Here is a 14,618-nt window from a genome sequence, read left to right as displayed (position 1 = left end):
CAAAAGCTCACAAAAGATGAGCGCTCTTCTCTTTTACAAAATTTACATTTTTACAAAGACATTCTGTCAAAGACGATACACCATAACCCGTTTCAAGTCACTGTTTTTCCTTTTCATCTAGCTATAGAAAACCGATAAATGTAAATTCAGTCACATCAGATCGCTGCTATCGATCCAAAGTAAAAGCAGCGGGAAGTGACAGCACACAGATATGGGAGAGAGATGTGACTGATTTTTACAAGCTTGTTCCAAATGCTCCGAATGGACGCTTCGACGGCATCGAGCGCACCTACACGGCGGACGATGTTTTGAAGCTGCGCGGCTCGGTCGATATCCGCTATTCGCTGGCCGAAATGGGCGCCGACCGCCTTTGGAAGTTGATCAACGAAGAAAGCTTCGTCAATGCACTCGGTGCGCTTTCCGGCAACCAGGCCATGCAGATGGTTCGCGCCGGTCTGAAGGCCATCTATCTTTCGGGTTGGCAGGTTGCGGCAGACGCAAACACCGCATCCGCGATGTATCCTGATCAGTCGCTATATCCGGCGAATGCCGCACCCGAACTTGCCAAGCGCATCAACCGCACGCTTCAGCGCGCCGACCAGATCGAAACTGCCGAAGGCAAAGGGCTTTCGGTCGACACATGGTTCGCGCCGATCGTTGCCGATGCCGAAGCCGGCTTCGGCGGTCCGCTCAACGCCTTCGAAATCATGAAGGCCTTCATCGAGGCGGGCGCGGCGGGCGTTCACTATGAGGATCAGCTGGCATCGGAAAAGAAGTGCGGCCATCTCGGCGGCAAGGTTCTGATCCCGACGGCGGCGCATATCCGTAACCTCACGGCAGCGCGCCTTGCAGCAGACGTCATGGGCGTTCCGACGCTGGTCATTGCCAGAACCGACGCGGAAGCGGCAAAGCTTCTGACATCCGATATCGACGAGCGGGACCGCCCCTTTGTCGATTACGATGCCGGCCGCACGGTCGAAGGTTTCTATCAGGTGAAGAACGGGCTTGAGCCCTGCATCGCCCGCGCCAATGCCTACGCGCCCTACTGCGATCTGATCTGGTGTGAAACATCCAAGCCGGATCTGGAGCAGGCCCGCAAGTTTGCCGAAGGTGTTCACAAGGTTCATCCGGGCAAGAAGCTTGCCTACAACTGCTCGCCGTCCTTCAACTGGAAGAAGCACCTGGACGACGCGACGATTGCGAAGTTCCAGCGCGAGTTGGGAGCGATGGGCTACAAGTTCCAGTTCATCACACTTGCCGGTTTCCACCAGTTGAATTACGGCATGTTCGAACTGGCACGCGGCTACAAGGATCGCCAGATGGCAGCCTATTCGGAGCTTCAGGAGGCGGAATTTGCAGCCGAAATCAACGGCTACACCGCAACCAAGCACCAGCGCGAAGTCGGCACCGGCTATTTCGACGCGGTCTCCGTCGCGATTTCCGGCGGCACCTCATCCACCACCGCCATGAAGGAATCGACCGAGCACGACCAGTTCCGCCCGGCCGCAGAATAACATCGGAAGTGTGAAACGCTTCAGGTACTTTTGTTAACGCATGTCGTTATCCGCAAACCGCTCAACAGCTTTGCGCGGCATGCTCTTTGAGGAGGAAAGACAATGGCTTCGATTTCGAGAGTTAGAGAACGGGCAGAAGAACAGTCCTCTGCCATGACGCAGGACCAACAGGCTGCCATTCGTATGCTGGCAAACGACCTGCACCGCCTCAACCAGGCGGTCATGAATGCGGTCGAGGCGGGAATCTCCGTAGAACTCGTCCGCTCCGCCCGCCACCATGGCGGCGACGGAAACTGGGGCGATCTGCTGATTCCGGTCATCGTCGCGCAGAGCAAGGCTGCGGCCTAGTCCGGTACGCCGCGTCCGGCATAAAGGTCGGAATGCTGCTTGATGAGCCTCACCATTCGGTCCGCCACCGTCCGTATATCGCGGCGGTGGCGGTCTTCATTGTTCATGACCAGCCACTGTGGATGACGCAGTTCATCGATCTCTGCGCCCTCTCGCACCAGCCGCGCATCTGCATCGCCGATGAAGCATGGTAGCACTGCCGTGCCGGCACCGGACAGAACCAGTTCGCGCAGACCTGAAGGCCTGTTCACGGTGACGACGATGTGCTCCGCCCTCGCCTCATATGGCCAGCGCAAATAGGCGGAAATCGCATTTTCTTTGTCCACGACAATCCAGCGATCCGCCAAAGATTGCGGCGCATTGCGCAGTCTGTAGGCGGCGTAGGCGACATTGCCAGTCTTGATCGCAGCGAGATTGCGCTCCTCCGGCTCGAAAGCGCGGATACCGATATCGTTCTCGCGATGGGTCAGCGCTGCTCTCTGTTCGGCGATAAAAAGATCGATGCGAAAGCTGTCTCGCTCGCTGCAAATGGCGGAGAAATTGCTCATGATCAGTTGAGCATTCCATGTGCCGAGCGCAACGCGCACCAGCGAAGAGGTCGCGCTGGATTTTCGCCAGCCTTCGATCGAACCCGCAGCGTTTTCCATAAGATGAAGATTGTCGAGAAGCATGCGCCCATCTGCCGTCAGGGCGTAGCCCGTCTGGCTTCTGACGAAGAGAACCTTGCCGATCCGCTGTTCGAGTTCCAGCATTCTGCGACCGATCGTTGCCGGGCTGAGGCCAGACGTGGCCGCCGCACCTGTCAGGCCGCCGCCGCGCGCAACGTCGAGGAAAAGCTGGTAGGAATCCCATCCGATGTTTTTCATGAATGAAAAACATAAGCCAATGCTGGCGGCAGATAAAGCAGAAATTTGGGTGCAGAGTCAGATCGACCGATCAACGGAGATCACCATGCACGGACTCTATCTCGCCTATGGCATGATCAAGACACCCGAACCTCAAGGTCCAAAGGCGCGCCGCGAAGCGGAGGAAAAATTCTACGCTGAATTTCGCGGACCGAGCATCTTAACCCGCATGGTTTCAGCCTTTAAAGACGTCAGGCGCAGCTCAGAACGCGATTGCGATCAGGGCGGCCAGAGCGCCAGCCGCGATCAGGCTGAGGCGAAAGGTAACGAGGAGGTTGTCATTACGCGTGCGGGCAATAGCGACGGCGCGGGCGCGATTTCTGGACATCATCATGAGCGGCTTCCAACGAAAAACTTGACCGATCAATGCCGGGTTCCGGCGTCCAGCGAGACCTCATGTTCCAACTCGCGTTGTGCTGGCATAGAGGTCAGCATGACTCGCGCCTCTTAACAAGATGTTAAAGCATCGCCGCGTTGCAGCATTTCTGGCGAGAGTGGTTTCCGCTTTGCACTCAGAATGCGTCAGGGGAAGCCGTTCAAGCAAATTCGGCGGACACAGGCTGACGGGATTTGCCCTAAACGGACTCGCCTGCGGCGTAACCGGATGCCCAGGCCCACTGGAAATTATAGCCGCCAAGCCACCCCGTCACATCCACACCTTCGCCGATGAAATAGAGGCCAGGAACAGCTTTTGTCTGCATGGTTCTGGAATCGAGGTGGGCGGTATCGACGCCGCCAAGCGTGACTTCGGCGGTCCGGTATCCTTCCGAGCCGGAGGGCCTGATCTGCCAGTCCTGCGCGCTGGCCGCCAGAGCCATCAGCGCCTTGTCGGAAAGATCGGCGAGATGGCTGGTGAGGCCCGATTGCTCCACCAGATATTGCGCAAGCCGCTTCGGCAAAATCTCGCCAAGCGCCGTCTGGGCGGATTGACGACCATTGGCTTTCTTGGCGGCCTTCAGTTTCTCGGTGATATCGATATCAGGCTCGAGCTTCAGGCGAATGGCATCGCCTTCCCGCCAATAGGATGAGATCTGCAAAATGGAAGGACCACTCAAGCCGCGGTGGGTGAAGAGCAGCGCTTCGCGAAACGTCGTTTTCCCATGCGAGATATCGGCTGGGACCGCGACGCCGGAGAGAGGCGACAGCCGCTCTAACTGCGACGGATCGAGTGTTAGCGGCACCAGACCGGGACGCGGCTCGACCAGAGGGAGCCCGAATTGCTCGGCAAGCTTGTAAGCAAAGCCAGTGGAGCCCATCTTGGGGATCGACTTACCGCCGGTGGCAACGACGAGGCTCTTTGCCTCGATCGTACCTCGCGAGGTCGTTACGCGAAAGCCACCTGTTGCCATGCCCTCGACCGATGTGATCTCAGTCTGTAGTCGCAGCTTGGCACCAACAGCCTGCATCTCCGTCAGCAGCATGCGAATGATGTCTTTGGCGCTGTCGTCGCAGAAGAGCTGGCCGAGTGTCTTCTCGTGCCAGGCGATCTTGTGCTTCTCCACCAGATCGAGAAAGTCGCGCGGTGTGTAGCGGGCGAGCGCCGATTTGGCGAAATGCGGGTTTTGCGATAGATAGTTCTTCGGCCCGGCGTGGATGTTGGTAAAGTTGCAGCGCCCGCCGCCGGAGATGCGGATTTTCTCTCCCGGCGCCTTGGCATGGTCGAGGATGATGACGGAGCGGCCGCGCTGACCGGCACGGATGGCACACATCATGCCTGCGGCGCCTGCGCCCAAAATCAGCACATCACATTTTTCCGTCATGGATTTTCCTTATCCTTGTTGCACTCCCTCTTTTCGAAGTCATGCTTCTTGTCAATGCGCATTCCCCTCTCGCCAATTGTCAAAGTCTGACTATTATGCCCCCAGTCGAAACAGACACCGGTGATTTATGCCCCCCAAGAAAACCATGCTCCGCCCGAAGAAACCGGCAACCATGGCGAAGAAACCACCCGTTGAACTCTCCTCTACCCGCGGCGTCTCCACATGGCGCGAAGCGGCGCAATGGCTGAAGGTACGCGGGATCGAAGACATTGAATGCATCACCCCCGATCTGGCAGGCGTTGCGCGCGGCAAGATGATGCCGACGGCAAAGTTCACCGGCGACACCTCGCTGGCGCTGCCCTCCGCGCTTTATCGTCATACCATTTCCGGCGATTATCCGGATGAGACTGCGAACTTCCGCTATGAGCCGCGCGACAGCGACCTGAAGCTGGTGCCCGATCTCTCCACCCTCTCCGTCGTCCCGTGGGAAAGCGATCCGACCGCACAGGTCATCTGTGATGTTGTGGATCAGGAAGGCAAACCCGTTTCCTACACGCCGCGCAACGTCTTGAAGAATGTGCTGTCTCTTTATCAGGACAAGGGCTGGAAGCCGGTCGTGGCGCCGGAAATCGAGTTCTATCTCGTGGCGATGAATGACGACCCGGATTATCCGCTGCATCCGCCAAAGGGTCGTTCCGGTCGCTCCATCGTCGGCGGTCAGAGCTATTCGATTGCCGGCATCAACGAATTCGACGAATTGATCGACGATATCTATCATTTCTCGGAAAAGCAGGGTCTGGAAATCGACACCCTCATTCATGAAGAGGGTCCGGCGCAGCTGGAAATCAACCTGCGCCATGGCGATCCGGTCGAACTTGCCGATCAGGTGTTTCTCTTCAAGCGGACCATTCGCGAAGCCGCGCTGAAACATGGCATCTACGCCACCTTCATGGCTAAACCCATGCAGGCTCAGCCCGGTTCGGCCATGCACATCCACCAGTCCGTCATCGATATCGAGACCGGCCAGAACGTGTTTTCCAACAAGGATGGCACCCCGTCGAAGGAATTCTTCTCCTTCGTTGGCGGCATGCAGCGCTACGTGCCGAACGCGTTGGTGATGCTGGCGCCTTACGTGAACTCCTATCGTCGCCTGACGCCGGATATGGCCTGCCCGGTGAACAATGCCTGGGGTTACGACAACCGCACCACGGCGTTTCGCGTACCGATTTCCGGACCGCAGGCACGGCGCGTGGAGAACCGCCTGCCGAGTTCGGATGCCAATCCGTATCTCGCGCTTGCCGCATCGCTCGGCTGCGGCTGGCTTGGCATCATGAACAATATCGAACCGACGGAGCCAACCTACGAGACTGCCAATGAAGGCTCCATCGAGCTTCCACGCGGTCTGCTCGAAGCCGTCGCACTTCTGGAACAGGAGCAGCAGTTCGAACGCATCTTCGGCAACGAGTTCGTCGGTCTTTATGCCGGCCTGAAACGCGGCGAGTTCGAAACCTTCATGCAGGTGATCAGCCCATGGGAGCGCGAGTTCCTGCTGCTGAACGTGTGAGGTGAACGATATGGCATGGCAGAGCCCGATAGCGCCGGGCGTTTCATGGTATCAGGAGACTGTTGCGGAGCGTCCGGAGTATCCGACGATGGATGGCTCGTGCACGGTCGATGTCGCCATTATCGGCGGCGGCTTCACCGGCCTTCAGGCGGCCTATAATCTGGCGCGCGTCGGCATTGCCGTTACCCTGATCGAGGCCCATCGCTTCGGTGATGGCGCGTCGGGGCGCAATGGCGGACAGTTCGGCACAGGCCAGCGCGCCTGGCCGGACGAGCTTGAAGAAAAGATCGGTTTCGAACGCTCCAAGGCGCTGTTCGATCTCGCGGAAAACGCCAAGCACTATGTGCTCGACTTTGCCCGCGACAACCAGATCGACATGGAGTTCCAGCCGGGGCAGTTGAACGTCTCGCATAAGCGTGCCTATGAAAAGAGCTATCGTGATAGCGTCGAGGCCATGGTGGGCCGCTACGGCTATGAGGAAATCGCCTTCATGGAGAAGGCAGAAACCGCAGATCGGCTGGGATCGTCGCATTATCATTGCGGCGTGCGCGACACCGGCACCGGTCATATTCACCCCCTGAAACTTCTCGTGGGACTGGCGAAGGCTACGAAAGCGGCGGGTGCCGATATCTTCGAAATGACACCGGCCAAGTCTATCCGCCAGTCCGGCGGCAAGACGCTGATCGAAACGCCGTCTGGTACGATCACCGCAACCCGAGTGCTGATTGCGACCAATGCCTATATCGGCAATCTGGAGCCCGTCACTGCAGCGCATGTGATGCCGATCCGCTCCTTCATCGGGGCGACAGCACCGCTCGATCAGTTTCCGTCAATCATTCCAGAGAAGGAAGCGGTGGCGGATTCACGCTTCGTGGTGCGCTACTTCCGCAAGACGCCGGACAACCGCCTGTTGTTCGGCGGGCGGGAAGCCTATACGGCCGACTCGCCGCGCGACATTTCCAAGCATATCCGCAAGCAGATTTCGGAAATCTACCCCGCGCTTGCGAATATCGAGATGACACATGCCTGGGGTGGGTCCGTTGGCATTACGCTGACACGCCAGCCCTTCGTGCGCGAGGTCATGCCGGGTGTCCTTTCCATCGGCGGCTATTCCGGACACGGGGTGATGCTGTCCAACTATTGCGGCAAGCTTTACGCCGACATGGTGATCAATAAGGACAAGGCACTCGACCAGTTCGCGGCGCTCGATGTTCCATCCTTTCCAGGTGGTACATCGCTGCGGGCGCCACTCCTGTTTCTGGCGCTGACGTGGTATGCATTACGGGACAGGTTTTGAACGCGTCTGCCTTCGCATTGTGCAAAAGCAACGATTGGACACCTGCCGGCATGACGGGCCAGCAGCAAAATTCATTATTTTCGTACATCAACTCTGGCATTTTTAAATCGATTAGATTATGGATGCCCCTAACGTGTAGAGATCGAGAGAATCGACATGAGCAGTCAAATTATTCCCGTTGACCCCTTTGATTGCGTCGTCTTTGGCGGCACCGGCGATCTGGCAGAACGCAAGCTTCTGCCCGCCCTTTACCACCGCCAAGTGGAAGGCCAACTGACCGAACCGACCCGCATCATCGGCGCTTCCCGCTCTGTCATGACGCATGAGGAATACCGGAAGTTTGCGCAGGATGCCCTGAAGGAGCATTTGAAGTCCGGCGAATATGACGAGGAGCAAGTCGCAAAGTTTTGCGCGCGCCTCTTCTACATTCCCGTCGATGCCAAGTCCGACGATGGCTGGGACAAGCTGAAGAAGCTTCTCGATGAAGGCAAGGATCGCATCCGCGCTTTCTATCTTGCCGTCGCACCTGGAATTTTCGGCGACATCGCCTCCAAGATCCGCGATCACAAGCTGATCACCAAATCCACCCGCATCGTGGTGGAAAAGCCGATCGGACGTGACCTCGCCTCCGCGTTGGAGCTGAACGACACGCTTGGTAACGTCTTCAAGGAAGAGCAGATCTTCCGTATCGACCATTATCTCGGCAAGGAAACCGTTCAGAACCTCATGGTTCTGCGCTTTGCCAACGCGCTCTTTGAACCGCTGTGGAATTCCACCCATATCGACCACGTGCAGATCACCGTGGCGGAATCCGTCGGGCTCGAAGGTCGTGCAGGTTACTACGACAAGGCTGGCGCGCTTCGCGATATGGTGCAGAACCATATTCTTCAGCTGCTTTGCCTTGTTGCAATGGAGCCCCCCTCCTCGATGAACGCCGAAGCGGTGCGTGACGAGAAGCTGAAGGTTCTGCGCTCGCTGAAACCCATCACGCAAGCCAATGTCGAGAAGAACACCGTGCGTGGACAATACCGCGCTGGCGCCTCGGCAGGCGGAGCGGTCAAGGGTTATCTGGAAGAGCTGGAAGGCGGCGTTTCCAACACCGAAACCTTCGTCGCCCTCAAGGCTGAAATCGGCAACTGGCGCTGGGCAGGCGTGCCTTTCTACATCCGTACCGGCAAGCGACTTGCAACCCGCGTTTCGGAAATCGTCGTCACCTTCAAGCAGATCCCGCATTCGATCTTCGACGATACGGCCGGCAAGATCGAAGCCAACAAGCTAGTGATCCGTCTGCAGCCGGACGAAGGCGTCAAGCAGTCACTGCTCATCAAGGATCCGGGTCCAGGCGGCATGCGCCTGCGTCAGGTGTCGCTTGATATGAGCTTTGCCCAAGCCTTCAACGTGCGCAATCCAGATGCCTATGAGCGTCTGTTGATGGACACGATCCGCTCGAACCAGACGCTCTTCATGCGTCGCGACGAAGTGGAAGCGGCATGGAACTGGGTCGATCCGATCCTGAAAAGCTGGGAAGCCGTCGGCCAGGGCGTGCAGGGTTACACCTCCGGCACCTGGGGACCGAGCGGCGCGATCGCGCTGATCGAGCGCGACGGTCGTACCTGGCATGAAGCCGACTAAAGGAAGATGCGGATGGAACCCAACATGCACATCTTCAAGGACGGTCCGGAACTGGCCGAAAAGCTCGCAGGCGATGTTGCTGCGCACCTGAAAGCGGCCATCGAAGAACGCGGGGCGGCCAGCATGGCCGTCTCCGGTGGCTCTACGCCAAAACTGTTCTTCCAGACGCTTTCCAAGCATCAGCTGGAATGGCCGCGCGTCAGCATCACGCTGGTCGATGAACGCTTCGTGCCGCCGGATAACGACCGCTCCAACCACAAGCTGGTCGCCGAGAACCTTTTGCAGAACGAAGCAAAGACGGCCTATTTCGTGCCGCTTTATCAGTCTGCCGCCTCACCTGAAGATGCGGCAACGCTGGCAACCGCAAGAACCGCCGATATCTGTGACCCGTTCGACATCGTCATTCTGGGCATGGGGACCGACGGACATACCGCCTCCTTCTTCCCCGGCGGCGACAACCTCGAGGAAGCGCTCGATCTCGATGAGCCGCGCACCGTGCTGACCATGGCTGCGGAAAATGCCGGTGAGGAACGGCTGACCTTCAACCTTGCAGCGCTTCACGACGCCCGTTTCCTGGTGCTGCACATCGAAGGTGCGGCGAAGAAGGAAACGCTCGCGAAGGCACAGTCCGATCTCGATGAGGACGAAATGCCGATCCGCTCCGTGCTGAACCGTGCGGATTCGACGGTGAATATCTACTGGGCGCCATAACGTCCCGTATTCATGCGGCGGCGGTGCCCGGCATTTGAATGAAACATGATCGTCGGTCCGGTCTCCCAAGCCTGTGGCCGACGCTCAACAGAAGGACAGGATGAAGCCCATGGCTGCCGACTCACGCGTTCAGGACATTACCGCCCGCATCGTTGAACGTTCGAAACCCTATCGCGAAATCTATCTCGAGCGGCTGCGGCTGCAGATCTCCAAGGGCGTTCATCGCTCCACTCTGTCCTGCGGCAACCTCGCCCACGGCTTTGCCGTCTGTTCCCCCGCCGACAAGGACATCCTTGCCGGCGATCGAATTCCCAATCTCGGCATCATCACTGCCTATAACGACATGCTTTCCGCCCACCAGCCTTACGAGATCTTTCCGCAGATCATTCGCGATGCGGCGAAAGAGGCAGGCGGAATTGCGCAGGTGGCAGGTGCAGTGCCTGCCATGTGCGACGGCGTCACGCAGGGCCAGCCCGGGATGGAGCTCTCGCTGTTTTCCCGCGATGCCATCGCCATGGCGGCCGGCATCGGCTTGTCACACAACATGTTCGATGCTGCCGTCTATCTCGGCGTCTGCGACAAGATCGTACCCGGTCTGGTGATCGCAGCACTCACCTTCGGCCATCTGCCAGCCGTCTTCATTCCCGCGGGACCGATGACGACCGGCCTTCCGAATGACGAGAAGTCGCGCATTCGCCAGCTTTATGCGGAAGGCAAGGTGGGCCGTGCGGAACTGCTGGAGGCCGAGTCCAAGTCCTATCACGGTCCTGGTACCTGCACTTTCTACGGCACCGCCAATTCCAACCAGATGCTGATGGAGATCATGGGCTTCCATATGCCCGGCTCCTCCTTCATCAATCCGAACACGCCACTGCGTGATGCGCTGACCAAGGAAGCCGTGAGGCGGGCGCTGGCGATCACAGCACAGGGCAACGAATTTACCCCTGCCGGCGAGATGATCGACGAGCGCTCCGTCGTCAACGGCGTGGTCGGCCTGCATGCGACAGGCGGTTCCACCAACCACACCATGCACCTGATTGCCATGGCACGGGCCGCCGGGATCATTCTGACCTGGCAGGATATCTCCGACCTTTCCGACATCGTGCCGCTTCTCGCCCGCGTCTACCCGAACGGGCTTGCGGATGTGAACCATTTCCATGCGGCCGGCGGCATGGGCTTCCTCATCAAGCAGCTCCTGAAACAGGGCTTCGTGCATGATGATGTGCGCACCGTCTTCGGTCACGGACTTGAGGCCTATACGATCGATGCCAAGCTTGGTGAAAACGGCGCCATCCAGCGTCAAGCAGCACCCGAAGAGAGCCACGATCCGAAGGTTCTCTCCCGCATCGAAACACCGTTCCAGCCAACCGGCGGATTGAAGATGCTGACCGGCAATCTCGGCAAGTCGGTCATCAAGATTTCCGCAGTGAAGCCAGAGCGTCACATTATCGAAGCCCCTGCCATCGTCTTCCACGACCAGCAGGAACTGCAGGATGCCTTCAAGGATGGCAAGCTGAACCGCGACTTCATCGCCGTCGTCCGCTTCCAGGGACCGAAGGCCAATGGCATGCCGGAACTGCACCGGCTCACCCCGCCGCTCGGCGTGCTGCAGGACCGCGGTTTCAAGGTGGCGCTCGTTACCGATGGCCGTATGTCTGGCGCTTCGGGCAAGGTGCCCGCCGCCATTCACGTCACGCCGGAAGCCTCCGATTGCGGGCCGATCTCGCTCATTCGCGATGGCGACATCATCCGTCTCGATGCGGTCTCAGGCACGCTCGAGGTTCTGGTGTCGGCAGCGGAGTTGTCCAAGCGCGAACCTGCGCGGGCCGATCTCTCCGGCAATGAGTGGGGCATGGGCCGCGAGCTTTTCGCGCCGTTCCGTCGCAATGCCGGAACCGCAGACCAGGGCGCCAGCGTCTTCCATTGATCTGACCAATGGCGGTCCGTTTGGGGCATCCGCGATGCCGCGACAAAAGCGGCGCGAAACTCGAGACCGAGTTTCGCAAAAGCACCCTGCGTGGCTTGAAAGAAGAAGCGTCCTTCGCGCGTCCAAAAGGACGAAGGGCGCTCCAGCATCATGCCTTGACATCCCCTCTCCATTTCTCCCCTATTGACGTGAAGGCTAGCGCCTCTGCTGTCATGTGGCTGTGATGATCGCCCTATAGGGCCTGTGCAGCCAGCCGTGGGGGCGGTGGCGCAGTCTGACATGACGGGGCCAAGTATGACGATTTTCTCACGCACACGCCGTAATTCGCTGAAGCTCATGGCCGGAACTGCCATGCTGCCGCTACTGCGTTTACCGGCAGCCGCCGACCAGCAGGCTCCCCTGCGCGCCATCATCATCTCCGACCTGCACTCCGCCTATGAGCGCATGGGCCAGCTTCTGGCAGCGATCGAGACGCGCATTTCCGCAGAGAAAAGCCCACACATCATTCTCCTGAATGGCGATCTGTTCGAAAGCGGTAATACGGTCGCGATGCGGTCTCAAGGCGAGATCGAGTGGAGCTTCCTCGCAGACCTCGCGAAACTCTCACCTACCGTCGTGAATATCGGCAACCACGAGCCGGATATTGATAGCGACCTTGCCCATTTCGTCAGCCGCGCTGAAGGGCTGGGAGTCACCGTCCTTTCCAACATCATCGACAAGCGGAGCGGTGCTCCTTACGCGCCGGCGAGCAAGACATTCGAGATTGGCGGACAAAAGGTCGTTGTGGCCGGGCTCGCCACCAACGCCATCAACACCTATCCGAAGGCGACGCGCGAGGCGCTGACCATTCCCCAGCCCGTGGACTGGGCAAAGGTCAATCTTCCCGAGATCGTCAAGCCGGATGCGATCAACATCGTGATGAGCCATGCCGGTGTGGTGGCGGACCGCGACATCCTTCCTCTGCTGCCGGACGGAACGCTTGTGGTGGGTGGTCACGACCACCTGAACTTCGTGCATGAAGCTGGCGCCACACGCTATGTCCATACCGGCTCTTGGGGCACGTCGATGGCGGTTGCTAGCATTCCAGGCCCCGGCCAGGCCGCAACCATAGAAACGGTGGCGATCGATCGCAGTGCGAAACCCTCCCTTGCTCTCGGCGCGCTGATCGAAAAGACGCTCGCTCAGCATCTGACACCGGAGGAACGGGAAACCGTCGCCAAAACGACGAGTGCCATGACGGTCGATGAGGCGGGTCGTCAGGTGGCCGAGCTTATTGCCGCAAAGGCCGGTGCGGATGTCGGCTTTATCGGCCATACCTCTTTTGGTGCTGGGTTGCCGAAGGGGGAAATCCGCCGCTACGATTTCAACGCATGCCTGCGCTTCGAGGGCAAGTTGATGGTCACCGAGGTCGATGGTGAGGTGCTGAAGCAGATTTTGAGCCGCTGCAATCAGGATGGCGATATTCCACTGGCCAAACGCACCGGCGACTATCTCTATGCGATGCCGGACAATCCTGCGGCGAAAGACCGTTACAAGCTCGTCTGTAACGACTGGTCGGCCACCAATCAGAAATCCTATTTCGGCCGTGACGATCTGACCTTCAGCGAAGTGCCCGATGTGAAGTTGAAACAGACCGTTCTTACGGGGCTCAGCTGATCGCCGGCGAGCTTTACAGCATCGGCCCGAAAGTCGGATCGATTTTCGGAAAGCACGATGCGTCTATCAAAGAAGACAGAGCGTTTTTTGTGCGTCCAAAGAACGCTCTAAGACACACGTAGAGAGTGAGCGCAATTCAAGCGGCCTCGCGGCAACTGATTTGCTCTCACTTTTTTTATGTCCTGACGGCGTGAGCTGCAACCACGCCAGCTGAGTTAGCGGCGGTAGGTTTTTCCCAGCGCATCGAAAAGATGAAGCTTTTCCGGTGGCGCGGAGAAGCGCAGCGTCTGACCCTTCTTCACCGGTGCAATGCCTGGGATCTTGACGATGACCGGCTCCTCACCCGCGGGTGCCTCAAGATAGAGCAGCGTCACTTCACCCAGCGCTTCAACGATCGACACCTTGCCCTCGAACAGATAATCGTCGCCGTCGGCGATGAACAAGTCTTCCGGACGCACGCCAAAGGATGCTGCCTTGCCTTCTTCGCCCGATGGCGTCGGAATATGCACGACGAGTGTCTTGCCGGCCGCGAGATCGAGCGTGGTAGTTTCGCCGGTCGCCTTCACTGTGCCGGCAATGATGTTCATGGCCGGGGAGCCGATGAAGCGGGCGACGAAAAGGTTGGCGGGGTTCTCGTAAAGCTCCAGCGGTTCTCCCACCTGCTCGACGCGGCCGCCATTCAATACCACGATCCGGTCTGCTAGCGTCATGGCTTCCACCTGATCGTGCGTCACGTAGATCATGGTGGTATCGGCCATCTTCTCGCTGAGCTTGGCGATCTCGATGCGGGTCGCGACACGCAAGGCCGCGTCGAGGTTTGAGAGCGGCTCGTCGAAGAGGAAGACCTTGGGGTTGCGGCAGATGGCGCGGCCAATCGCGACGCGCTGGCGCTGACCGCCGGAGAGCGCCTTCGGCAGGCGCTCCAGATATTGCGTGAGCTGCAGGATTTCGGCAGCAGCGCGAACGCGGCGGTCGATCTCCTGCTTGCTTTCCTTGGCGATCTTCATGCCGAAGGCCATGTTGTCGTAGACCGTCATATGCGGGTAGAGCGCATAGGACTGGAAGACCATGGCGATGCCGCGCCGTGATGGCGGGATTTCGTTGACCAACTGGCCGTCGATATACATTTCACCGCCGGTGATCTCTTCCAGACCGGCGATCATACGCAACAGCGTCGACTTGCCGCAGCCGGACGGGCCGACGAAGACGATGAACTCGCCCTGCTTGATATCGAGGTCGATCCCGTGCAGGACCTTCACCTCACCGTAGGATTTACGGATGCCCTTGAGAATAAGGCCAGTCAT

At 58.7% G+C, this 14,618-nt stretch carries 12 protein-coding genes; 9 read left to right on the top strand and 3 right to left on the bottom strand.

Features of this window, described 5'->3' with window-relative positions; translation table 11 throughout:
* Nucleotides 1-224 precede the first annotated feature (224 nt).
* Nucleotides 225-1,514, top strand: coding sequence for an isocitrate lyase (gene aceA, locus ACTJKV_RS02340; protein ID WP_274100866.1), 1,290 nt, complete (start codon nucleotides 225-227; stop codon nucleotides 1,512-1,514).
* 102 nt (nucleotides 1,515-1,616) lie between these two features.
* Nucleotides 1,617-1,862 (top strand): SMc00767 family acetate metabolism repressor, encoded by a 246-nt coding sequence (locus tag ACTJKV_RS02335; protein WP_062426031.1) that lies wholly within the window; start codon nucleotides 1,617-1,619, stop codon nucleotides 1,860-1,862.
* On the opposite strand, the gene ACTJKV_RS02330 is transcribed toward ACTJKV_RS02335, so the two are convergent.
* Nucleotides 1,859-2,728: a LysR family transcriptional regulator gene (locus ACTJKV_RS02330; RefSeq protein WP_274100867.1), complete on the bottom strand. Its 870-nt coding sequence runs from the start codon at nucleotides 2,726-2,728 to the stop codon at nucleotides 1,859-1,861. The genes ACTJKV_RS02335 and ACTJKV_RS02330 overlap by 4 nt on opposite strands.
* Here ACTJKV_RS02330 and ACTJKV_RS02325 point away from each other — a divergent pair.
* Nucleotides 2,718-3,218: a hypothetical protein gene (locus ACTJKV_RS02325; RefSeq protein ID WP_274100868.1), complete on the top strand. Its 501-nt coding sequence runs from the start codon at nucleotides 2,718-2,720 to the stop codon at nucleotides 3,216-3,218. The genes ACTJKV_RS02330 and ACTJKV_RS02325 overlap by 11 nt on opposite strands.
* A 124-nt stretch (nucleotides 3,219-3,342) precedes the next feature.
* Here the strand turns inward: ACTJKV_RS02325 and ACTJKV_RS02320 are convergent, their stop codons facing one another.
* Nucleotides 3,343-4,527: an NAD(P)/FAD-dependent oxidoreductase gene (locus tag ACTJKV_RS02320; RefSeq protein WP_274100869.1), complete on the bottom strand. Its 1,185-nt coding sequence runs from the start codon at nucleotides 4,525-4,527 to the stop codon at nucleotides 3,343-3,345.
* A 127-nt stretch (nucleotides 4,528-4,654) separates the two neighbouring features.
* Here ACTJKV_RS02320 and ACTJKV_RS02315 point away from each other — a divergent pair, with 127 nt between their 5' ends.
* The 6 genes from ACTJKV_RS02315 to ACTJKV_RS02290 all read left to right on the top strand — a co-directional run bounded on the left by ACTJKV_RS02315 (nucleotide 4,655) and on the right by ACTJKV_RS02290 (nucleotide 13,314).
* Complete coding sequence (locus ACTJKV_RS02315; protein WP_062426035.1) at nucleotides 4,655-6,091, top strand: glutamine synthetase family protein; 1,437 nt, start codon at nucleotides 4,655-4,657, stop codon at nucleotides 6,089-6,091.
* Nucleotides 6,092-6,101: 10 nt separating this feature from the next.
* On the top strand, nucleotides 6,102-7,388 hold the full coding sequence (locus tag ACTJKV_RS02310) for an NAD(P)/FAD-dependent oxidoreductase (RefSeq protein WP_274100870.1): 1,287 nt from the start codon (nucleotides 6,102-6,104) through the stop codon (nucleotides 7,386-7,388).
* Between the two features lie 156 nt (nucleotides 7,389-7,544).
* Nucleotides 7,545-9,020, top strand: coding sequence for a glucose-6-phosphate dehydrogenase (zwf, locus tag ACTJKV_RS02305; RefSeq protein WP_062438714.1), 1,476 nt, complete (start codon nucleotides 7,545-7,547; stop codon nucleotides 9,018-9,020).
* 12 nt (nucleotides 9,021-9,032) lie between these two features.
* Nucleotides 9,033-9,731, top strand: a complete 699-nt coding sequence (gene pgl / locus ACTJKV_RS02300) for a 6-phosphogluconolactonase (protein ID WP_274100871.1) — start codon at nucleotides 9,033-9,035, stop codon at nucleotides 9,729-9,731.
* A gap of 109 nt (nucleotides 9,732-9,840) precedes the next feature.
* Nucleotides 9,841-11,658, top strand: coding sequence for a phosphogluconate dehydratase (gene edd / locus ACTJKV_RS02295; protein ID WP_274100872.1), 1,818 nt, complete (start codon nucleotides 9,841-9,843; stop codon nucleotides 11,656-11,658).
* Between the two features lie 294 nt (nucleotides 11,659-11,952).
* Nucleotides 11,953-13,314, top strand: a complete 1,362-nt coding sequence (locus ACTJKV_RS02290) for a metallophosphoesterase (protein ID WP_144621701.1) — start codon at nucleotides 11,953-11,955, stop codon at nucleotides 13,312-13,314.
* Nucleotides 13,315-13,529: 215 nt separating this feature from the next.
* On the opposite strand, the gene ACTJKV_RS02285 is transcribed toward ACTJKV_RS02290, so the two are convergent.
* Nucleotides 13,530-14,618 (bottom strand): ABC transporter ATP-binding protein, encoded by a 1,089-nt coding sequence (locus ACTJKV_RS02285; RefSeq protein ID WP_144621702.1) that lies wholly within the window; start codon nucleotides 14,616-14,618, stop codon nucleotides 13,530-13,532.

The organism is Agrobacterium sp. 22117 (genome assembly GCF_052045735.1).
Lineage (GTDB): Bacteria > Pseudomonadota > Alphaproteobacteria > Rhizobiales > Rhizobiaceae > Agrobacterium > Agrobacterium cavarae.
Note: the sequence above shows the minus strand (reverse complement) of the source record. Positions and strands in the feature narration are given on the sequence as shown.